Annotated in this window: 20 protein-coding genes and 2 pseudogenes; 11 read left to right on the plus strand and 11 right to left on the minus strand. The window is 67.6% G+C overall.

Features of this window, described 5'->3' with window-relative positions; translation table 11 throughout:
• Positions 1-72: 72 nt before the first annotated feature.
• The 4 genes and pseudogenes from ON04_RS07435 to ON04_RS16180 all read left to right on the plus strand — a co-directional run.
• Positions 73-384, plus strand: a complete 312-nt coding sequence (locus tag ON04_RS07435) for a putative quinol monooxygenase (protein WP_010540975.1) — start codon at positions 73-75, stop codon at positions 382-384.
• A 631-nt stretch (positions 385-1,015) separates the two neighbouring features.
• Positions 1,016-2,341: an ISL3-like element ISPfr2 family transposase gene (locus ON04_RS07440; RefSeq protein WP_010540976.1), complete on the plus strand. Its 1,326-nt coding sequence runs from the start codon at positions 1,016-1,018 to the stop codon at positions 2,339-2,341.
• 119 nt (positions 2,342-2,460) lie between these two features.
• Positions 2,461-3,204 (plus strand): DUF981 domain-containing protein, encoded by a 744-nt coding sequence (locus ON04_RS07445; protein WP_010540977.1) that lies wholly within the window; start codon positions 2,461-2,463, stop codon positions 3,202-3,204.
• 56 nt (positions 3,205-3,260) lie between these two features.
• Positions 3,261-3,452 (plus strand): annotated as a pseudogene (locus ON04_RS16180) (FAD-binding protein); the annotation flags it as partial.
• A 168-nt stretch (positions 3,453-3,620) separates the two neighbouring features.
• Here ON04_RS16180 and ON04_RS16455 read toward each other — a convergent pair.
• Both ON04_RS16455 and ON04_RS07455 read right to left on the minus strand, forming a co-directional pair.
• A complete protein-coding gene (locus tag ON04_RS16455; RefSeq protein ID WP_010540978.1) occupies positions 3,621-4,184 on the minus strand; it encodes a hypothetical protein in 564 nt (187 codons plus the stop codon).
• Entirely contained in the window at positions 4,181-5,989 is a 1,809-nt protein-coding gene (locus tag ON04_RS07455; protein ID WP_010540979.1) for an alpha/beta hydrolase, read from the minus strand. Before ON04_RS07455 ends, ON04_RS16455 begins: the two co-directional genes overlap by 4 nt.
• Positions 5,990-6,091: 102 nt before the next feature.
• Here ON04_RS07455 and ON04_RS07460 point away from each other — a divergent pair, with 102 nt between their 5' ends.
• Positions 6,092-6,403 carry a hypothetical protein gene (locus ON04_RS07460; protein WP_010540980.1) on the plus strand — a complete coding sequence of 104 codons (312 nt, stop codon included), beginning with the start codon at positions 6,092-6,094 and terminating at the stop codon, positions 6,401-6,403.
• Positions 6,404-6,444: 41 nt separating this feature from the next.
• On the opposite strand, the gene ON04_RS07465 is transcribed toward ON04_RS07460, so the two are convergent.
• Complete coding sequence (locus tag ON04_RS07465) at positions 6,445-7,083, minus strand: potassium channel family protein (RefSeq protein ID WP_029458001.1); 639 nt, start codon at positions 7,081-7,083, stop codon at positions 6,445-6,447.
• Between the two features lie 34 nt (positions 7,084-7,117).
• A complete protein-coding gene (locus tag ON04_RS07470) occupies positions 7,118-8,506 on the minus strand; it encodes a TrkH family potassium uptake protein (RefSeq protein WP_010540982.1) in 1,389 nt (462 codons plus the stop codon).
• A 937-nt stretch (positions 8,507-9,443) separates the two neighbouring features.
• Here ON04_RS07470 and ON04_RS07475 point away from each other — a divergent pair.
• Entirely contained in the window at positions 9,444-10,265 is an 822-nt protein-coding gene (locus ON04_RS07475) for an ATP-binding cassette domain-containing protein (protein ID WP_010540983.1), read from the plus strand.
• The gene (locus ON04_RS07480) at positions 10,262-12,415 is read left to right on the plus strand and encodes a YhgE/Pip domain-containing protein (RefSeq protein ID WP_010540984.1); all 2,154 of its coding nucleotides are present in this window, start codon (positions 10,262-10,264) and stop codon (positions 12,413-12,415) included. Before ON04_RS07475 ends, ON04_RS07480 begins: the two co-directional genes overlap by 4 nt.
• Positions 12,416-12,660: 245 nt before the next feature.
• Here ON04_RS07480 and ON04_RS16460 read toward each other — a convergent pair whose 3' ends face one another.
• Positions 12,661-12,918 (minus strand): hypothetical protein, encoded by a 258-nt coding sequence (locus ON04_RS16460; RefSeq protein ID WP_141564687.1) that lies wholly within the window; start codon positions 12,916-12,918, stop codon positions 12,661-12,663.
• A 34-nt stretch (positions 12,919-12,952) separates the two neighbouring features.
• Between ON04_RS16460 and ON04_RS07485 the strand changes: the two genes are divergently transcribed.
• Positions 12,953-13,243: a hypothetical protein gene (locus tag ON04_RS07485; RefSeq protein ID WP_010540985.1), complete on the plus strand. Its 291-nt coding sequence runs from the start codon at positions 12,953-12,955 to the stop codon at positions 13,241-13,243.
• A gap of 94 nt (positions 13,244-13,337) precedes the next feature.
• Here the strand turns inward: ON04_RS07485 and ON04_RS07490 are convergent, their stop codons facing one another.
• Entirely contained in the window at positions 13,338-13,955 is a 618-nt protein-coding gene (locus ON04_RS07490; RefSeq protein WP_010540986.1) for a response regulator transcription factor, read from the minus strand.
• A gap of 132 nt (positions 13,956-14,087) precedes the next feature.
• Between ON04_RS07490 and ON04_RS07495 the strand changes: the two genes are divergently transcribed.
• The gene (locus ON04_RS07495) at positions 14,088-14,366 is read left to right on the plus strand and encodes a WhiB family transcriptional regulator (protein ID WP_010540987.1); all 279 of its coding nucleotides are present in this window, start codon (positions 14,088-14,090) and stop codon (positions 14,364-14,366) included.
• A gap of 63 nt (positions 14,367-14,429) precedes the next feature.
• Here ON04_RS07495 and ON04_RS07500 read toward each other — a convergent pair whose 3' ends face one another.
• Positions 14,430-14,972, minus strand: coding sequence for a Dps family protein (locus ON04_RS07500; RefSeq protein ID WP_010540988.1), 543 nt, complete (start codon positions 14,970-14,972; stop codon positions 14,430-14,432).
• A gap of 158 nt (positions 14,973-15,130) precedes the next feature.
• On the opposite strand from ON04_RS07500, the gene ON04_RS07505 reads away from it, so the two are divergent.
• The gene (locus ON04_RS07505) at positions 15,131-15,901 is read left to right on the plus strand and encodes an SDR family NAD(P)-dependent oxidoreductase (protein ID WP_010540989.1); all 771 of its coding nucleotides are present in this window, start codon (positions 15,131-15,133) and stop codon (positions 15,899-15,901) included.
• Between the two features lie 42 nt (positions 15,902-15,943).
• Here ON04_RS07505 and ON04_RS17275 read toward each other — a convergent pair whose 3' ends face one another.
• The 4 genes and pseudogenes from ON04_RS17275 to ON04_RS07520 all read right to left on the minus strand — a co-directional run bounded on the left by ON04_RS17275 (position 15,944) and on the right by ON04_RS07520 (position 18,363).
• Entirely contained in the window at positions 15,944-16,501 is a 558-nt protein-coding gene (locus ON04_RS17275) for a cysteine hydrolase family protein (RefSeq protein ID WP_337998987.1), read from the minus strand.
• A 21-nt stretch (positions 16,502-16,522) separates the two neighbouring features.
• Positions 16,523-17,341: pseudogene (nadE, locus tag ON04_RS17280) on the minus strand (ammonia-dependent NAD(+) synthetase); the annotation flags it as partial.
• Positions 17,342-17,390: 49 nt separating this feature from the next.
• Positions 17,391-17,789 (minus strand): MOSC domain-containing protein, encoded by a 399-nt coding sequence (locus tag ON04_RS16715; RefSeq protein WP_050815294.1) that lies wholly within the window; start codon positions 17,787-17,789, stop codon positions 17,391-17,393.
• Between the two features lie 67 nt (positions 17,790-17,856).
• Positions 17,857-18,363 carry an MOSC N-terminal beta barrel domain-containing protein gene (locus tag ON04_RS07520; RefSeq protein ID WP_081477150.1) on the minus strand — a complete coding sequence of 169 codons (507 nt, stop codon included), beginning with the start codon at positions 18,361-18,363 and terminating at the stop codon, positions 17,857-17,859.
• A 286-nt stretch (positions 18,364-18,649) separates the two neighbouring features.
• On the opposite strand from ON04_RS07520, the gene ON04_RS07525 reads away from it, so the two are divergent.
• On the plus strand, positions 18,650-19,678 hold the full coding sequence (locus ON04_RS07525) for an MsnO8 family LLM class oxidoreductase (RefSeq protein WP_010540991.1): 1,029 nt from the start codon (positions 18,650-18,652) through the stop codon (positions 19,676-19,678).
• Positions 19,679-19,740: the final 62 nt, after the last annotated feature.

The following is a 19,740-nucleotide window of genomic DNA, read 5'->3' on the forward strand; positions in this document are numbered from 1 at the left end:
TTCCCACCGGCCCTCGCTCGTCATACGCTGAACTCGTCCCACGAAGAACCCCGATTTCAAGGAGAGTCCCTCATGTCCACACCCGCATCACTTCCGTATGCCTTCGTCGCCAAGATCGTCGCGGCCGATGGACAGCACGACGCGCTCGCCGATCTGCTCGCCGGCGCTGTCGCACTCGCCAACGAAGAAGCAGGAACGATTGTCTGGTTCGCGGTCAGGACCCACGCCGACACCTTCTGGATCTTCGATGCATTCCCCGACGAGGCCGCTCGCGACGCCCACGCCAACGGCGCCATCGTCGCAGCCCTGATGGCCAACCAGCACCTCCTCGGCGCAGCACCCGAGATCCTGGCGGCCGACGTCCTCGCGTCCAAGCTCCCGTAGTCCGCCAACGCACGAGACGATCGCGCCCCGCCGAGCCGTCGCCAGGTCGCGACGCAACGCCATGCTGCGTTGCCGAGCGGTGCGAGGCCTATCGGCACACGGACAGGCTGCCGGCCGCGAGCGCTCAGCCGGCGAGGGGTCCGTCGCAGAGGAGAGCGACGTCGGTGTCGGGCAGAGCCGTGAGGCCAGCGCATCGCGCGACCACCAGAACCGAACCGCCCCTGTCCTGCGTTTACGCAGGTCAGGGGCTGTTCGCCGGAGCCGCCTGTCGGAATCGAACCGACGACCTAATCACGTCGGCTTTGCGTCTATCGCTTGATGCGCCCACTGGGCGAACGAGCCGCTGACCTGCGCAAACGCCGAGCGTGGGGGCGCCGCCATCCGGTGGAGACCGACGACGACCGACCAGTACCGACCGTTTCACCGGAGCTTGCGGCGGCGTCGAAGCCGAGCAAGCTCCATTCCTTTAGCTCACCGCGCCCTCCTCCTCGCCGGTCCCGTCGTCGTCGAAGACGTTTCAGGGGTCTTCTCAGATGACGGTGTAGGTCGGCCGGGCGCGTCGGTCCGCAGATAGACGTCGAGATCTCCCGACGACGGAGGTTCCTACGCCATCCATCCGAAAGACCTCGACGTGTCCGACGCTACCCCGCCGGCCGGCTTCGGCCGCCCTGACCTGACCGCCTTCGCTCGACTCGACGGCCTCGGTCTGAGCGTGACCGGACAACGACTTGAACCGGATCGTGCGGTCCTCGCGTGCCGCGTGGTGGAACCAGATCAGTGGTGCCGACGGTGCGGCAGCGAAGGCGCTGCTCGTGACACCGTGATCCGGCGGTTGGCCCACGAGCCGCTGGGCTGGCGACCGACCGTGCTGGAAGTTGTAGTGCGCCGCTACCGCTGTGCCGACTGCGGACACGTGTGGCGCCAAGACACCAGCGCCGCGGCGGAGCCACGCGCGAAGCTCTCGCGCACCGGGCTGCGGTGGGCGCTGGAAGGGATCGTGGTCGCACACCTCACCGTCGCCCGTGTCGCCGAGGGACTCGGGGTCGCGTGGGACACCGCCAACAACGCGGTCCTGGCTGAAGGCAAGCGGCTGCTGATCAACGACCCCACGCGGTTTGAGGGCGTGAAGGTCATTGGCGTCGATGAGCACGTCTGGCGCCACACCAGGCGTGGCGACAAGTACGTCACCGTGATCATCGACCTCACCCCTGTCCGCGATGGCGCCGGCCCAGCAAGGCTGCTGGACATGGTCGAGGGCCGGTCGAAGGCGGCGTTCAAGACCTGGCTCGCCGACCGCGACGACGCCTTCCGTGACGCGGTCGAGGTGGTCGCGATGGACGGCTTCACCGGGTTCAAGACCGCCGCTGCAGAGGAGATCCCGGACGCGGTCACGGTGATGGATCCCTTCCACGTCGTGCGCCTGGCCGGTGACGCCCTCGACAGGTGCCGGCGCCGGGTCCAACTCGCGATCCACGGGCACCGTGGGTTCAGGGACGACCCGCTCTACAAGTCGCGGCGCACGCTGCACACCGGCGCGGACCTGCTCACCGACAAGCAGAGCGACAGGCTACGCGCGCTGTTCGTTGATGACGCTCACGTCGAGGTCGAGGCGGCCTGGGGTGTCTACCAGCGCATGATCGCCGCCTATCGCCACGAGGACCGGCAACGTGGCCGCGAGCTCATGGAGAAGCTGATCACCGACCTCAGCGCCGGCGTCCCCAAGGTGCTCACCGAGCTCACCACCCTGGGCCGGACCCTGAAGAAGCGAGCCGCTGACGTGCTCGCCTACTTCGAACGACCCGGCACCAGCAACGGGCCGACCGAGGCGCTCAACGGACGGCTCGAACACCTGCGCGGCTCCGCACTCGGGTTCCGCAACCTGACCAACTACATCGCCCGAAGCCTGCTCGAGACCGGCGGCTTCAGACCCCAACTCCTACACCCCCGATTGGGATGAGCCAAGAAACCTGCCCGAAGTCGCTGTCTTCCTCGCCCGCGCAATTCCTTTTGCTTTTTGCGGTGCTTAGCCGGATAGTCGGCATTAGCTAGCTATTGGTAGTTACTGAAAGGACTGTTATGGAAACCCAGGATTCGATCGGCGATTTCTTCCGAGGTGTGGAGACACCCGGCATGATCGACTGGACCACGATGCCGACGTACAACACGGTGATGGCGCTGGCGGTTGGTGCAGGCCTGGTGGGTCTAGTGCTCTTCTTCCGGGCGGTGCGTGCGGACGCCTCGGACGTCAGCGTCACCGGCTGGGCCCTCAACTTCGGTTCCCTCGGTCTGATCCTGACCACTATGGGTCTCCACATGTCCTTGACTTGGCCGCTCGCCGCCGGCGGATTTGCGTTCGACAACATCATCTTCGGCGAGCCGAGCCTCGCGTTTGGTGTGCTCCTGCTGGCCGCGGCGGTGTATCTGTGGTCGAAGCGCGAGGTTGGTGTGACAGCACGTGGGGTGGCGAAGGACTCGCAACCCATGACGATCTTCGTGGTGGGGCTCGGCCTGGCGATGCTCGCCATCGGCCTCGCGGGTGTTGTCTACCAGCTGTTCGCGGCACCGCCGCAGGAGCCGATCTCCGGATTCTTCGGTCAGTGGGCGATTCTCGAGGCGATCTTCATCTCCGCGCTTTACGCAGCAATTGGGGTAGGAGCACTTCTCACACCGTTCGCAACTAAACGGATCTCTCGAGGTCTGGAAGGCGGCGTCGTTGTCAGCATCATCGGCTGGTGCTGGGCGATCACAGGCACCATCTGGGTGCTCTTCGGTGCGCTGAACTTCTATTCGCACATCGGGCTTGTCGTTAACACGATGTGAGGCAACTCCGGTGAGTTCGCGCCGCGGACCACCGTTCAGAACACCCCGGCCACATCCCGACCGTCGGGCCGTTCGCGGCGATTGATCTGCGCGGCCGCACCGGCGGATTCACTCTCGGTGAGTTGAAGACTTCCGTTGACTCCGAGGTACTGCGCGTGTCCGGTGAGCCGATCCCCGGGCTCTTCGCCGCGGGCCGCTGCACGTCCGGTATCTGCGCGGGCGGGTATGTGAGCGGAGCCAGCCTCGGCGCTCCCAGAAGGAGTCGCCGGCAAAGGGTCAGCCTGACCGCCCCCAGCACGCATCCCTCCCGGCAGCCGCGCCTTCCAAGGTCATCCGGCCCTGATATATCGCGGCCGAATGACTCTGAGCGGCGCGGCTGCAGGGCGGCGGCTGCGGGGAGGGGCAGGGCCCCAGGCTCAGCTTCTGTGGGCCTCGCGGTCGAATCCCTCGTGGCAGCTGGTGCGGCCGCCGTAGCTGGCGCCGCCGCGGCCGGTCTCGGTGGCGCCGATCGACGAGATGGTGATCATGTCGCCGAAGTCGTTGATGAAGTCGGCCATGGCGTGCCCGCTGTCGAGGGGGAGCTCGCTGCGCGTGGTGAAGCCGTGTTCGGCCAACACAGTCTGGATCTGCTGCCGGGACTCCGCGGTGAGGTAGTGGCCGGCGGCGGTGTACATGGGGCCGCTGTACTCGCCCTGCGTCTCGTGGCCGGTGCAGGCGATGGTGTAGGGCTCCCGGCGCTGCCTCCACTGATCGGCGGGAATGACGTCAAACAGAACGGGTTCGAGGTCGGCGATGGCCGCGTCCATCGCTTCGGTGGCTTCGGCGATGGTGGGGCGTTGCTGCTGCACGCCGGACTGTTCGATAGTCACGGTGGGGGCCTCCCGCTTGTCGTTGATCAGTTCCGCGGATGCGGCGGCCGCCATCAGGACCAGGGCGGCTGCGCCGAGAACCCACACGGTGCTCGGGGTCTTGCGTGTCATCGTCTCCCCAGATCGGGTCGGCCCGCCGCGATGGCGGCGAGGTTGTACTGCGACGTGGTCATGGCATTGGGAAAGGCGCTGTGTGCACCCACATCGTGGTGGTCGGGGTTCTGGCTGCGCATGTGGTGGTTCAATCCGTCCACGTCGTAGCGTTGTTCGATCTCGCCATCGGGATACGAGACCACCGCACTCTCGGTGGACAGCGGCGTCATGCCCCAGGAGGAGGGCCTCTCGCCGAGCCCGAGCGGGGTGTACTCGCCCACGTCGCCGATCACGCCGGAGACGGGATCGCCGGGGTTCTCCATGAAGTACGCGCGGGAGGGATCCAGTCCCATGGAGTCGAGGTCCAGTGCGGACCCGTTGGCGGGGTCCCGCTCGTGGAGGGGAACGCCCGGGCTGCCGTAGAGCACCAGGTTGTCGACAGGGGTGCCGCCGGAGCTGTTGAGCAGCTGCGCGGCGATCCCGGCGGTGGTGGAGCCGTAGGAGTGCCCGAACAGGGAGAGGTTGAGGTCGGCGCCGCCGTTGGTGGCCTGGATGCCGTGCATGGTGGTGGACAGCGACCGGGCCCCCTCCTCGGCTGCGCCGGTGCCGGCCACGCGGAAGTCCCAGTTCGGCAGTGCGTCCTGGGGTGCCTGGTAGCCGATAAAGGCGACAGCAGCAGTTTTCTGGTCCGGGTCGATGCGCTCGGCGGTCTCCTTCAAGGCCCGGGCCTCGTCGGCCATCGAGCCGAAGCTGTCGTACACATTGGTCGTGTACCCGGGCGTGGTCACGGTGACGTTGTGTGCGGTGTCCGGGTTGCCCACGGCGTAGACGGCCTGGAGCTGGGGCGTGGAGTCGTTGTACTCGATGAGGAACGAGTCGGTCGACCGCAGCTTGTCTTCCAGTCGCGTGAGGGTGTCCCGCTCGCGGACGGCTGCCTCGAGAGCATTGATCAGCGACTGGCGTTCTGCGCGCAGGTGGCCGTAGCCGGGGGCCGCGCCGGGGGAGGGGAGCTCATCCCATCTATGCGTGCGATCGAAAGCCTCGAGTTGCGCCTGAGCGTCCGCGACGGCCGCTGTGGCGGGGCCGCGGTCCGCGGCCAGCGCCGCGCGATTGAGCTCGTTGCGGGCGGCGGTGTCGATGCCGGCGAGGTTGCGGATCTGCTCGCCGCGCTCACGCCGGACGTGGTCCTTCTCGTCGTCGGACAGGCTCTCCCACCACATGTTCACGCGCATCGGGTCGGTCCCGGCGGCGGGGGGTTCGGCCACGCTCATCTGGGAGCGGACGGCTTCGTCCACGGTGGCCGCGCCGCCGTCGTGGATGCGGCCGTCCACGATTCCGGTGAGGCCGGCGGCGGCGTCGTCCTCCACGATCTGGCCTTTGGCGATAATCTCCCGGACGGATTGTTCGAGGTTGGTCCGGGCGTTGCGCCGGACGTAGAGGTGTTCCCGGGTGACGGTGGTGCCCGGCTTGAGGTCCACGACTTCGCCGGAGCCGAGGATGAGGAACGAGTACTTGCTGGCCAGTTCCTCGATGCCGATGATGTCCTGGTGCAGGGCGTGGACGGCGTCGGCGACTCCGGCGGCCAGTCGGCGCAGGGCGGTGGCGTCGGCGGCGAGGTCGGTCACGCGGTCACCGAGGGCGCTGATGGCGTGGGTGGCGGCTTGTTCGCCGTGGGATCCAGACCAGGACGCGGACCAGTCGCCGCCGCGCCGGAGGTCGTCCTCGACCCACTGGAGTGCGGTGACGCGCTGGTTCATGGCATCGGCCAGGAGGTCGGCGTCGTCTGACCGCCAGTGCTTGATCTGTGTGTACGACAACGCCATCCCGGTGACCCACCCTCCTCAACGGGGGTGACGCTAGCATCGCGGTGATCGCCGTGGTGGGCCCATCTGAGGCGGATGCGAGGCGGGCGGCAAGGGGGAGAAATGACGCAGGAACCGTTGAACATCGATCCTGGCCAGGTGCGCGTTCACGGCGGGATCCTGTCGGACGCGGCGCGGGAGGCAGACCGGTCGTTGGCGGCGTCGCGCGAGGCCGCGGCGGCGGCACGGGCGGGGTTCCCGGGGGCGGCCGCGGGGCCGTTCGAGGCGATGCTCGTCGCGTTGGAGGCCTCCGACACGGCGCTGGTGGAGGCGATCGACCGCGCCGGGTCCACCGTGGGCGAGGCGGCGTACACCTACGAGGTCTGCGAGGAGCGCAACACGGAAGTGCTGCGGAACTCGTGGGTGGAGTTCTGACCCCAGAGCCCCAGACCGAGCCCTAAACCGAGCCCACCCCCTCACGCCAGGTCCGCGAACCTCTCGGCGTCCCGCACCTTCCCGGACACGATGATCGTGTCGCCCGGCTCCACCATCGTCTCCGCCGTGGCGTAGGTGAACCCCTCACCCTGGCGTTTGATGGCCACCACGGTGACGCCGTAGTCGCTGCGGATGCTGCTCTGGCCGAGGGTTTTGCCCAGCGCGAAGGCCGGGGGAGTGGTCTTGACCATGGCGAAGCCGTCGTCGAACTCGATGTAGTCGATCATCCGCCCGCCCACCAGGTGGGCCACGCGTTTGCCCATGTCGTGCTCGGGCCGCACCACATGGTGGACGCCGATCTGGGTGAGGATCTTGGCGTGCGAGTTGCTGGTGGCTTTGGCCCAGATGGTGGGCACGCCCAGGTTGATCAGGGCGGAGGCGGTGAGCAGGCTGGCCTCGAGGTCGGAGCCCATGCCCACCACGGCCCGATCGAATTCGTGGACCGAGAGTTGCCGCAGGGATTCCTCGTCGGTGGTGTCGGCCACCACGGCGTGGGTGAGCCGGGTGGAGACCTTCTGCACCACGGAGTCGCTGGCGTCGATGCCTAAGACCTCGGCGCCCTGGGCCATGAGTTCCAGGGCGAGGGAGCGTCCGAAGCGGCCGAGTCCGAGCACTGCCACCACGTGCGGGGCGGTGCGTTTGTGGGCGGGGCGTTTAGCCAATGAGCGGCCTTTCTGTGGGGAGGTCATAGCGCCGGATGCGCTGGCGCGCCGCGAGGGCGGTGACCATGGTGATGGGTCCGATCCGCCCGAGGTACATGAGCAGTATGAGTACCCACTGTCCCCAGTGGGGGAGTTGTGCGGTGATGCCGGTGGAGAGGCCGGCGGTGGCGAACGCGGAGGTGACCTCGAAGAGCAGTTCGTTGAGCCCGAAGGGGGTGCCGGCAATCAGGACGATGGTGGAGGAAATGACGAGCCCCACGCCGATCAGGACGATCGCCAGCGCCTGGCGTTGGACGCGGGTGTCGATGCGGCGGTCGAGGATCCTCACGGACTTCTCACCGCGCACCTCGGCCAGGATGATGAACAGCAGCACCGCGAACGTGGTGACCTTGATCCCGCCGGCGGTGCCGCCGCTGCCGCCGCCGATGAACATGAGCACATCGGTCACGAGCAGGGTGGCCTCGTCCATCTGGGCGTAGTCGACGCTGTTGAACCCGGCGGTGCGCGGCATGATGCCCTGGAACGCGGCGACCAGCAGTTTGTCGGCCACGCCGAAGCCTTGCAGCGTGTGCCGCCATTCCAGCGCCAGTACGGAAGAAAAGCCGGTGACGATCAACCCGGCGGTGGTGCCGACGACCAGGCGGGTGTGCAGACTCCACCGCCGCCATCCTCGGCCCCGGGCGGCGGGCCGGAGGCGTCGTCCCACTTCAAAGAGCACGGGGAAGCCGATCCCGCCCAGGACCACCGCGGTCATGAGGGGGACGCAGATCCAGGGGTCGGTGGCAAAGCCGACCATGTTGTTGCTGTACAGCGCGAACCCGGCGTTGTTGAACGCGGACACGGCGTGAAAGACGCCCAGCCACACCGCGCGCGGCAGCGGTTCGTCGTACCCCACCGCGAACCGCGCCGTCAGGGCGACGGCAATCAACGCCTCGATGCCCAGGCTCAGGCGCACCACGCCCAGCACCACGTCGCGGACGTTGCCGATGTCGGAGGTGCGTGCCTCTGCGGTGGTGTTCATGCGGGCTTTGAGGCCGATGCGGTTGGCGAGCAGCAGCCCCACCAAGCTGGCGAGGGTCATGATGCCCAGGCCGCCCACCTGGATCAGCGCCACGATCACGCCGTGTCCGAAGCCGGACCAGTGGACGGGGGTGTCCTCCACGATCAGGCCGGTCAGGCTCACGGCGGAGGTGGCGGTGAACAGCGCGGAGGTGACGGTGGTGCTCTGCCCGGGTGCCGCGGCGGCGGGCAGGAGCAGGAGGGCGGTGCCCACGATGATTGCGGCGGCAAAGCTCAGCGCCACGACCCGGACCGGGGTGAGCGTCAGCCGGTCGAGGAGGCGGCGGGGTGCGGCCGAGGGCACGCGCCCGTTCAGTGTCACGAGCAGTCACTGTAGACCTGGCTCGCGGCTTATGGGTATACCGCGGGGAACGACGACGACAATGCCGCCGCCACCGGGGCCGGCGGGTGGGGCATTGCAGGGGATCTGGGGGCATTTTTGAGTTGACAGTTGTGTAGTTGCTCGGTCCGGGTTACTGTCAGAACGGTCGGTGGCGAAACCTGATACCCCCCTCAAGTTGTCGCCGACGTGCCGCGATGTGCGTACGTATGCAGACCATCCCCCTGGTCGCGACCAGCACATTGCGCGACAGAGTCGCCGGCGGCCGCGTGATCCCCCTTCCGCGGCCCCGGCGATTCGCCATTCCTGCCGCTTGTTGCTGCAATCACCGGCGATAGACGTCGAGCCGCGAACCATGCTCTTGGTTGACAGTTTGATCATCGAGAATGAGGGATCTCCCGACAGGGAGCGCTATTGCAGACCAAGAGAAGACGGTCCTGGTGGTGACCTCCGCGTCCACCGATGAAAAGCCGCTCACCGCGGCCGGTCTGACGCACTGCGTGCACTGACATCGGGGGAGCAACCGTCGCGGTCTCTGAGTTGGAGCCATGCTGCGGCGCTGCCGTTCCCATTCGCGCCTGCGACCCTTTTCATCTAACCCGCGCCAGCAGCCTGCCGCTCTGTCGATCCCCCGATCTCACGTCACCGCAGCGAACATTGCAGGTCGTCGACGGAGTCGTCTCTGTCCGGCTCACCGTGAATGCGCCGGTCCTCTCAGGATGCGACCATTTTTTCCAGGTGGGCGCGCACGAACCCCTGGCCCAGTTGAACGGAAGTCCTCGTCGTCGTTGAGCGTGCTCCATTCGGATGGTGGCCGTCCACCGACCCCGCGTGGGGAATCTGGCGCCCGGAGTCCTAAAGTAGAGTGCAGTCCGTTTTTCGATCTGGACTTACGTACCAACTACCCGGGATCAACATCATGACCACTGCCCCCGAGAGCCACGAGCCCTCCGGCTCGCAGAACATTACGGACGCCGACCGCGCTACCGACCACACCAACGCTGATCCCGCCGACGTCGACCACAGCGAGACTAACCGCGGTGAAACGGGCCGTGCCGAATCAGAGCATCCCGCGCCGGCGATTCGCGCCGTCGGCCTCGGGCTGGTGGGCGACCACGGCCGGGTCTTTGGCCCACTGGACCTGGAGATCTCGCGCGGCGGCCTCACCGTCCTGCGCGGACACCCCGGGAACGGTCGGACGTGCCTTCTGCTGAGCCTGGCCGGCCGCATGGCGCCGAGCGAAGGGGAGCTGGAGGTGCTCGGCCGCACCGGCACCCGCGAGATCTTCACGCAGTCCGCGATCGCCGGGTTCTCCGGCATCGACACCCTGGACCCGGCCGTCACGGTGCGCACGGTCGTGGCCGAGCAACGCGCCTGGATGAGCCCGTGGTGGAAACTGCGTAGCCGCACGGGCCCCGCCGAACTGCGCGAGGTGCTTGGCCCGGTCTACGGCGACCTGCGACTTCCCGACCCCGCCAGCTACGTAGGCGACCTCACGGAACTCGACCGCATGCTCGTCCGCGTGGCCCTGGCCCGCTACGAGGGCACGCCGATCCTGGTGGTGGACGACATCGAACAGGTCCGCGTCCTCGAGGACCGCGCCCGGTTCCTGGGCCGCCTGGCCGAGATCGCCCACGCCGACGGGACCACCATCATCCTGTCCTCCGTCGACGACCTGCCCGCCGGCTCGCCCGCCCACCACCTGGTCACGGTCCCCGCCACCAAGGAAGGCCTCGAATGATCTCCGGACTGTCCATCGGCAGTGAGCTCAAGCGCTTTGGCCGCGGACGGCTGCCGCGCGTGGCGATTGTGGTGCTGGTGCTCATGCCGCTGCTCTACAGCGCCCTGTACCTCACCGCCTTCTGGGACCCGTTCGGCAAGACCTCCGAGCTGCCGGTCGCCCTGGTCAACGACGACGCCGGCACCCGCGTCGACGGCGAGCCGCTGCGCGCAGGCGACCTCGTGGTGGACGAGCTCGCGCAGAACGATGAGCTCGACTGGCGGGTCGTCGACGGCGCCGAGGCCGACGCCGGCCTGGCCGAGCACAAGTACCACTTTGTGGTGCGGCTGACGCCGGACTTCAGCGCGTCCGTGGCCTCACCCACCGGCCAGGATCCCCGGCAGGCAGCGATCACCGTCACCTACGACCAGTCCGGCAACTACCTGTCCAGCCTCATCGGCCGCAGCGCCACTGCCGAACTCCACAACGCCGTGGGATCGGCCATCTCGGCCCAGGCGGTCGACAAGGTGCTGGTGGGGGTTCAGGACGCCGGCGCCGGACTACGCGAGGCCGCCGATGGTGCCGCCCAGCTCGACGACGGCGCAGGGAAGCTCGACGACGGCATCACCGAGCTCGCCGGGAAGTCCACGGAACTCGACGAGGGCGCCCGCGCTCTCGGCGACGGCGCCGCCACCCTGGCCGCCGGCAACCACGAGTTGGCCACCAAGATTCACCAGGCCCGCTCGGGCGTGGACCAGCTCGCCGGCGGCATCGGCGCCGCCGCCGACGGAGCCGGGGAGTTGAGCGACGGCGTCCAGCGCCTCAGCGGGGGAGTGCAGCAGCTCGGAGACGGGGCCGCGCAGGTCAGCGGGGGAGTCGACCAGCTCACCGGCACGCTTGATCAGCTCTCGCAGGCGCAGAACGCGGCTGTGACCCCGCTGCGGCAGGCCGCCGCGCAGATGCGGCAGCTCGAGGTCACCACGGGCGTGGGGGCGTCGGGTTCTGCGGGCTCTGCTGGGTCGGCGGGTCCCGCCGGTGTTCCCATGTCGGTGCAGCTGGAGACGCTGGCCGACCAACTCGAGACCCAGGGGCTGGGGGCCGGGTCGTCGCAACTGGCGGACCTCCACCGACTGCGCGACGGCGCCCGCCAGCTGTCCTCGGCGCTCAACGACTCGTCGGGCGAACTGCTCTCCGGCGTGACCGCGCTGGGGGCCGGCGCCGCACAACTCAACGACGGGCTCCAGCGCCTGGATGGCGGCGCGGCCACCCTGGTCGACGGCGTGCGGCAACTCGACGACGGCGCAGCTCGACTCGACGACGGAGCGGCAACTCTGGCCGCCGGCACCGGGACACTGACCGACGGCACCGGCCGACTGGTCGAGGGCACCGGGAAACTCGCCGACGGCTCACACACCCTCGTCGACGGCACCGGGCGACTGTCGACCGCGTTGGCCGACGGCGCTGACGAGGTCCCGCAGTGGAACGACGACCACCGCGATCAGATGGCCCGGACCATCGGCGACCCGATCACCCTGACCTCGATGTACGACAACCCGGCGCAGACCTTCGGCTACGGGTTCGCGCCCTTCTTTGTGCCCCTGGCGCTGTTTGTTGGCGGCATCATGATCTGGCTGCTGCTCAAGCCGCTGCAGCCGCGCGCCGTGGGCACCCGCCTGCATCCGCTGCGGGTGGTGATGGCTTCCCTGCAACCGGCACTGCTGATTGCGACCGGACAGGCCGTGGTGATTCTGGCGGTGCTGCGGTTCGGCCTGGGCATGACGCCGGTGCACCCGCTGGGGGCGCTGGGCATTATGGCGCTGTCCGCGGTGGCGTTTGTGGCGGTGATCCAGATGCTCAACATCGTGTTTGGCCCCTCTGTCGGCAGAGTGCTGTCGATGGCGCTGCTCATGCTCCAGCTGACCTCCGCCGACGGCATCTACCCGACCGCGGTCGAACCCGCGTTCTTCCGCTGGATCCACCCGCTCAACCCCATGAGCTACACAGTCGAAGGTCTGCGGCAGACCATCATGGGCGGGGCGGGCTCGCAGATTGCGATACCGGTGCTGGTGCTCTGTCTGGTGACCGCCGGCGCGATCGGCATCAGCACCTGGGCGGCACACCGCAACCGCGTGTGGACGCTGGAGCGACTGCACCCGCCGGTGGCGGTGTAGCCCGCGCGGCAGGTCGCCCGGGTCATCGCGAAGAGCATTTCGCGCGCATCCGCCGAGAAGCAGGTGCGCGAAACGCTCTTCGCGACGGCGGCCCGGGTCCGGTTACGCGGACCTTCGCCTTTGCAGGCCGGACCCGGCGCCGCTCGGCGCTGGAGGTCTGTGCGCAGGGCATGATTGTCGGGATGTCTCGCCCACCTGAGCACTGAAGAAGGGCCCGCGATGAGCGCACCTACCCGCCACAACTTTCACAACTCGCGGTGGAAGGCAGTCGGCCTCGCCTTGTCCTCGCTAATTCTATTGGCAGGCTGCAGCGGCGAATCGAACACTGACGCCCCGGCGGACGGGAGTGACTCCAGCTCGAGAACGTCTACGCGCACCTCGACGACCTCGACGACCTCGACAAGCGCGACCACGACTCCAGCGGCGAAGGCGGAAATTCGGGAAAGTGCCACCCCTTCCGGGGCCGGCCCTGCGGCGGTCGGTCCGACGCTCGTCGAGTGCATCTACGGCGGGGGAGCCTGGACCGATAACGGATGGATGAGCGACGGTTCGTACGGTTACCACCCGCAGTGTGCAGCTCTGCGCAATGAGCAGTTGGCCCGGTACCCGTATGTGTGCCCGCAGACTGACCACCATGTGGCGGACCTATCCGAATGCGCCTATCCGACGGGCATCCCCATCCCTCCAGTCGAACAGGAACCTTCCGCGGTGGATGAGCCGGCGGAGTCAGCGGAGTCCATTGAGCCACCCATCGAACCGGAAGTCGGCACCGAGACCGGAACTGACCTGTGCGAATCCGACAACACCTCCGCGGTGTGTCAGAAGTAGCGGCCAGCCACGGGCGCGCCGCAGCCGGGTGTGAACGCTGGAGCGGCTGTACCCGCCCGCCGGCGACGAGTGCGCGTTGCTCTCTCACCTTGGCCTACCGGTCCGGCTTGAGACCGTTCTCGATACCCCACGCCACGGCCTGAGCGCGGGTGGTCACGCCCATCTTTCGATAAGCCGACCGCACGTAGGTCTTGACGGTGTTGGGGGAGAGGTAGCACTGGTCGGCGATCTGCTCGTTGGACAGGCCCTGCACGATGAGTCCCAGAATCTCGGACTCCCGGGGTGACAGCCCGGCCTCTTTCGCCGGCCACTGGTCGGGGCCCATGTAGGAAAGGCCCGTTCCGGTGAGCGTCACGCGGTTCCCCGCGGCGATCTGCTCTATGCCGTCCACCAGTTCGGCCGCGGTCAGCGACTTCGACAGGAACCCCTGCGCCCCTGATTCGAGGCTGTCGGTGACCGCGGCGGGGTCGGAGGTGAACGAGTAGACGGCTACGGCCCCGACGGTCGGATCCTGCAGGAGCGTCGTCATGCCGACACTCGCACCCAGGGGTGAGGCGAAGGAGTCGTAGAGGGCCACGTCCACCGTGGCCTCCCCGCTGGTGACCGTGTCGTTCTCCACCATCTCGATCCGGTCCGAGTAGGGGGCCAGGAAGGTGTTCACTCCGGCGACGACGACGAGGTAGTCGTTGACCACCGTGACCCTGATTGGCATCCGCAGACTCTAGCAACAGGCGAGGGCGCGGTCACACCGGCGATCACACCCCTAGGGGTGAGGCGCCCGTGCGCGAGACGTGGGACGATCGGGTGTTCCACATCCTTCTGATCATCTGCCACAGGAGATCGAGTGCCACGATTTCGTACCCTCACACCCACCTCAGAGTTCTGGGAATGGAGGGACGACGGCGCGTGCATCGGACACGAGGACCTCTTCTACAGCGCAGAAGATGAACCCAAGGGCGAGCGTCGGCGTAAAGAGCAGGCGGCCGTAGCGGTCTGCGAGACCTGCCCAGTACGCGAGGTGTGCCGCAGGTTCGCCATCGAGGCGGAGGAACTGTACGGAGTCTGGGGCGGGATGACCGAGATGGACCGGCACAGGTTGGCGGGACGGCAGCGGACCGGTTGAGACGCGCGCGGGCCGCACCCTCGACGAGGGGTGCGGCCCGAGTGCTTGTTGGGTGAGACCCGATCAGGCAGTCGCGGAGCCGGCGGCGCCCTTCTCGGAGGAGTCGTCCGCGGTGGGCAGGCTGCCCGAGGAGTTCTCGAGGTGGGCGCGCACGAACCACTGGAACTTCTCGAGCTCGGCGGTCTGGCCGATGAGGATGTCCTCGGTCACCGGGTCCACCTTGCCTGCCATGGTGATGGCCTTGCGGTGGTCGGAGATCATCCCGTCGTAGACCTTGTCCAGGGCGCCGAGGTGCGCCAGGGCGGTGTCGCGGCCCAGGGAGTAGTCATCCCACGAGCGGTGATCGGCATTGGCGCCCATCGTTCCGACCGGCGATCCGCCCAGGGTGGCGATGCGCTCGGCCAGGACGTCTGCGAACCCGCGGACCAGCTCGACCTGCGGGTCCAGCATCTCGTGGACGGCGATGAAGTTCGGGCCCACCACGTTCCAGTGCACGTGCTTGAGGGTCAGGTGCAGGTCGTTGCACGCCGTCAGGCGCTTCTGCAGCGTCTTCGCGAGCGGGGTGGAATCTTCGACGGACAATCCGGGAACAGTAAATTTCGTCATGGCTTCGACGGTAACCGCGTCAGCGAAGTGATGCGACCGCTGACGGCGACGGCACGTCGGTCCTGTCGGGTCATCTGGCCGCCAAACACATGGCTTACTGATAGACAGGGCCAGTCGGCCAACGACACCCCCTCTACAACCTCAGGAGATATATCCATATGGACACGAGTACCAGGCTTGCCGGTAAAACCGCCGTGATCACCGGCGGAGGCCAAGGTGTGGGACGCGGAATCGCCCTGGCTCTGGCGGCCAGCGGTGCCTCCGTATTTCTGGTCGGGCGCACGCAAAGCAAGCTCGATACCGTGGTCGGCGAGATCCGCGACACCGGCGCGACGGCAGCAGCAATGGAGGTGGACATCACCTCTGACGGCGCGGCCGAGCGCATCATCGAGGCGGCATGCAACGAGTTCGGCGGTGTCGACATCCTGGTCAACAACGCGAACTCGTCGGCCCCCGTGCCACTGGTCGACTCGGAGGAGTCGTTCTTCCTCAGCTCCTTCAAAACGGGACCGCTGGCGGGACTGTCACTCATGAAGGCAGCGCGACCCCGCATGGCCGAGCGCGGCGGCGGCGTGATCATCAACATGGCCAGCTCGACGGCCGTGCGGTGGGACGCCACCGGCTACGGGGTGTACGCCGCGATCAAGGAGGCACAGCGGTCGCTCGCCCGGACCGCGGCGCACGAATGGGCGGAACACGGGATCCGCGTGCTTTCTGTGGCACCTCACGCGCACTCGCCCGGGCTGGACTGGTGGATGGAAAATTACCCCGAGAAGGCGGAGAGCTTCATCAATTCCATCCCCGCGAAGCGGATCGGCGACCCCGTCACCGACATCGGCATGCCCGTCGCTTGGATGTGCTCCGATGAGGCGTCCTACCTCACCGGCGCCACGATCCCGCTCGACGGCGGGCAGGCACGCTGGTCCTGACCACGTTCCGATCTTCAACCAAGGCAATCGCCCACGCGCCATCTAGTGGTCGGGCCACGAGCCGGTTCGAAGCAGCTCCATGCTCGCCTGCTGGTCTATGACCGGCTGGCGCATCTGATCGACGCAAAAATCCAACAGCGCCTCCGACAGGGCCGAGTTGTCGGAGGCGATGGCTCCGCGCGCGATCGCGACGTGCAGGTTCTCGGCGAACCCGTCGATCGCAGTCTGCGAGACGCAGCTGTGCGTCGACACCCCGCACAACAGCAGGTGATCCACGCCCAGTTGCTCGAGCTGGGCCGTGAGGTCGGTGTCAAAGAAGGCACTGTCGCGGGTCTTGGTCACCTCCACGTGCTCGCCGGTGACCAGCTCGTCGAGGAACTGCGCCTGCTCCGTGCCGGGGAAGGCGAAGCCCTGGTCGTCCTCGCACATGTTGAGCGTCCACGTGGACTTGTCCCGGGCGTGTTCGGTACGCACCAGCACCACCGGGCGGCCAGCCTCGTGGGCCGTGCGGATGAGTTCGTTGACCCGCTCCACCAGGTCCTCGCGCTCCCGTGCCAGGTCGGGGAACTCGAAGTACGAGTTTTGCATGTCGATCACCACCAACGCGACCTGCTCGCCCGGGCGCCACCACGTGTCGGAGACCTCGACCGGGGTGGTGCGCTTGTGCCGGTTGCGGTGCCAGACGGACTCGATCGTCTCTGCAACCTGCTCGGGCACGTCGCGGCCCTCGAGGTAGTCGTCGATGTCGTCGTAGCGTAGGCCCAGCTCGTCCTCGTCGGTTTGCCCCGCCTTGTCGTCGAGTAGGTCGGCGGTGGGCACCTTGTCCCACAGCTGCCGCGGCGCTCCGAGGTGACGCAACAGTGCGCGTCCCTGGCGCTTGTTCAGGCTCGACAGCGGCAAGACGTCGGCGGCGCCGTCGCCGAACTTGGTGAAGAACCCGGTGACGTTCTCGGCGGCGTGGTCCGCGCCGATCACCAGCAGTCCCCGGTCCCCGGCGAGCGCGTACTGGGCGACCATCCGGTGCCGCGCCTTGGCGTTGCCCTTGGTGAAGTCGGAGAGCTCGGCGCCCGTGGCCGCACTGATCTCCCCGTTGAGCGCATCGACCCCCGGAGCCACGTTGACGGTGACTGTCTCGTCGGCGTCGACGAACTCCACCGCGGCAGCCGCGTCGGCCTCGTCGTGTTGGACCCGGTAGGGCAGGCGCATACCCACGAACACCGCGTCACGCCCGTCGGCGCGCACGCGTTCCACCGCGAGCTGGGCCAGCCGGCCGGCGAGAGTGGAGTCGACCCCGCCGGAGATCCCCAGCACGTAACCCTTCGCACCGCTGGTCCTGAGGTAGTCGACGAGGAAGCGCACGCGTCGTTCGACCTCGGCGGCCGGGTCGACGTGGGGCCTGACCCCGAGTGCGTTGATGATCGTCCGTTGTAACTCACGCATGAATCCATTGTGGGAAAACTGCGCGTTCGTGCCACCGCAGCGGTGGCGTTTATGGAGCGTCGGAGGCGGCGGTCCCGGCGACCGGCTCGGCTTCCTGCAGATCGACCGGATCGCCCTCGTTGATCGTGCCGGGGGTGACCACGCGGAGGTAGACGCCCAGCTCCATCCCCGTGTTGGTGGCCAGCGCCTTGAGGATTGCCCGGTCGTGTGGCAGTTCAGCCTGAGGCAGGCCCACCATGATGCACCGTGCGATGGGCATCACCACATCGCACACCACCTCGCCGATATGCACCTGGCGGCCCACCCAGTCGAGTTCCGGGCAGCCGCCGATGTCAGGGTCGGTGTTCACGATGATGTTCTTGCGGAACCGTCGAGAATCGATCGCCGAGTCCGGTGCCGCACGACGGACAGTGTCCAGGGAGGCGGTGGTGAGCAGAGACAGCGGCATCGCGTCGAAGTACGTGCCACCTGGAGTTGTCCGGAATGTTGCCCGGTGGGGTGGCAAACCGGGACAGTTAGGCCAGCACGTCCTCGGGCAGGGCGGAGAAGTCGGGAAACGGGTCATCCGGGCCCAGGTCGTGCTGCGCGAGCATCTCTGTCTTGCTGGCTCGCGCTCGGCGGTAGTGCTCGTGGTCGTCACGCGGCATACGCGGCCACACTGTGACATCCCGGCCGACCGCTTCGGACAGAGCGGCGTGAATGTTGTCGTCGTCGCTTCGCCGCACTGACCCGTCTGGGAAGGTGATCTCGACCGGCGGCGTCGACGGCCCGTCCGGCTCTTCGAGGTATCGGGCGTGGAACTGCATCAGGGCGGTGATCCGCTTGGCGCCGCGGATCTCCCGCGCGGTCTCATCGCGCAGTCCCCAGCCTCGGTCGCCCGGCACGCCCCAACTCGTGGTGATCTCCGCTGTGGGCAGACGATCGCCCTGCATCGACTTGACGGGGTACCGCCACAGTTCGCCGACCCGGCCCACGCGCATGCTGCACTCACCTTGTCCGCCGGGCACCGTCGTCCCGGGCATGGTTCGCACCGTAACAAGTAATTGACACCTGTTAGGCCAGATCAGCGATCCTGTTTCGCGGGTGATTCACCTGTCCCGCTGGGGGTCGGCCCCACTCCCGCAGGTGGTGACCGCGTTACCTGAAATCGCGCGGCCTTTGCGGCTTGTGCTGCCCGAATGGTCCCGACACGCAGCGTGAGTCGGGTGTGTGCGTACCTGCGCCCAGCGCAAGTCAAGGAGGCGCGCTCGACGACGGCTCTCCGTACGGTGGGCTGCAGAGACGGCACCGCAGCAGAGGGGATCACACGTGAGGCTTTCGATTGTCGACCTGGGGACCGTGGCTCCCGGCACCACGGAGAAGGAAGCCCTGGCCGATTCCCTTGAGGGTGCCCGGCATGCGGAGGCGGCCGGGTTCCATCGTGTGTGGTTTGCCGAGCATCATCTGAGCCGGTCGGGGGCCTCGCATCATCCGGAGTTGCTGATCGCGGCGGCTGCTATGCAAACCTCCGAGATCCGCCTGGGCTCGGGCGCGGTGCTGATGAACCACTACAGCCCGTTCAAGGTCGCCGAGATGTTCAAGCAACTCGAGGCAATGGCGCCCGGGCGGATCGACCTGGGGATGGGGCGGGCCACCGCCGGGCGGGTGCTGGATCTGGCGCTGCAGCAGAACCGTGAGCATCCCGCGCAGGTCGATCACCAGCAGCAGGTGCTGGAAACGCTGGCGTGGCTGTACGGCACGTTCCCTGAGGACCACCCGTTCGCCGGGCATCAGCTGATGGCGAGCGTTCCGGAGATCCCGCAGACGTGGCTGCTGGGCTCGAGCCCGAACGGATCTAACCTGGCCGCTGGGCTGGGCATCGGCTACACGTTTGCCGGGTTCATCAACCCTCGTGGCGCGGCGCCGGCGCTGCAGCATTACCGGGAGTCGTTCCAGCCGCAGAACTTCGGACTGGAGAGCCCCCGCGCGATCCTCGCGGTCAACGTGACCGTGGGCGACACCACTGCCGAGGGGCTGCACCTGGCCAACTCGCCGAAGGGGTTCTACTCGCGACTGGGCCGAGCCGGGCGAGCTGCGGGCCAGGTGACGGTGCCGTCGGCGGCGGACGGGGCCCGCGAGATGACCAATGCCGAGCGGGACGAGCCCACGTCGATCGTCGACGGGCAGTGGCCGCGCTTTGTGGCCGGCGGGCCCGACGACGTGCGGGCGACGCTGGAGCAGATGCTCGACGAATCCGGAGCCGACGAGCTGATGGTCCAGGACATGATCGCGGACCCGGTCGCCCGGCGGCACTCCCACGCCCTGTTGGCCGAGATGTTCGGGCTGACGCCGCGGTGAGATGACAAGAATCCTTGACGTTTTGGTGTCAAGGATGCTTGACTTTATGCATCGGGCACCAC

It is taken from the genome of Dietzia alimentaria 72 (genome assembly GCF_000226215.1).
Taxonomy (GTDB): domain Bacteria; phylum Actinomycetota; class Actinomycetes; order Mycobacteriales; family Mycobacteriaceae; genus Dietzia; species Dietzia alimentaria.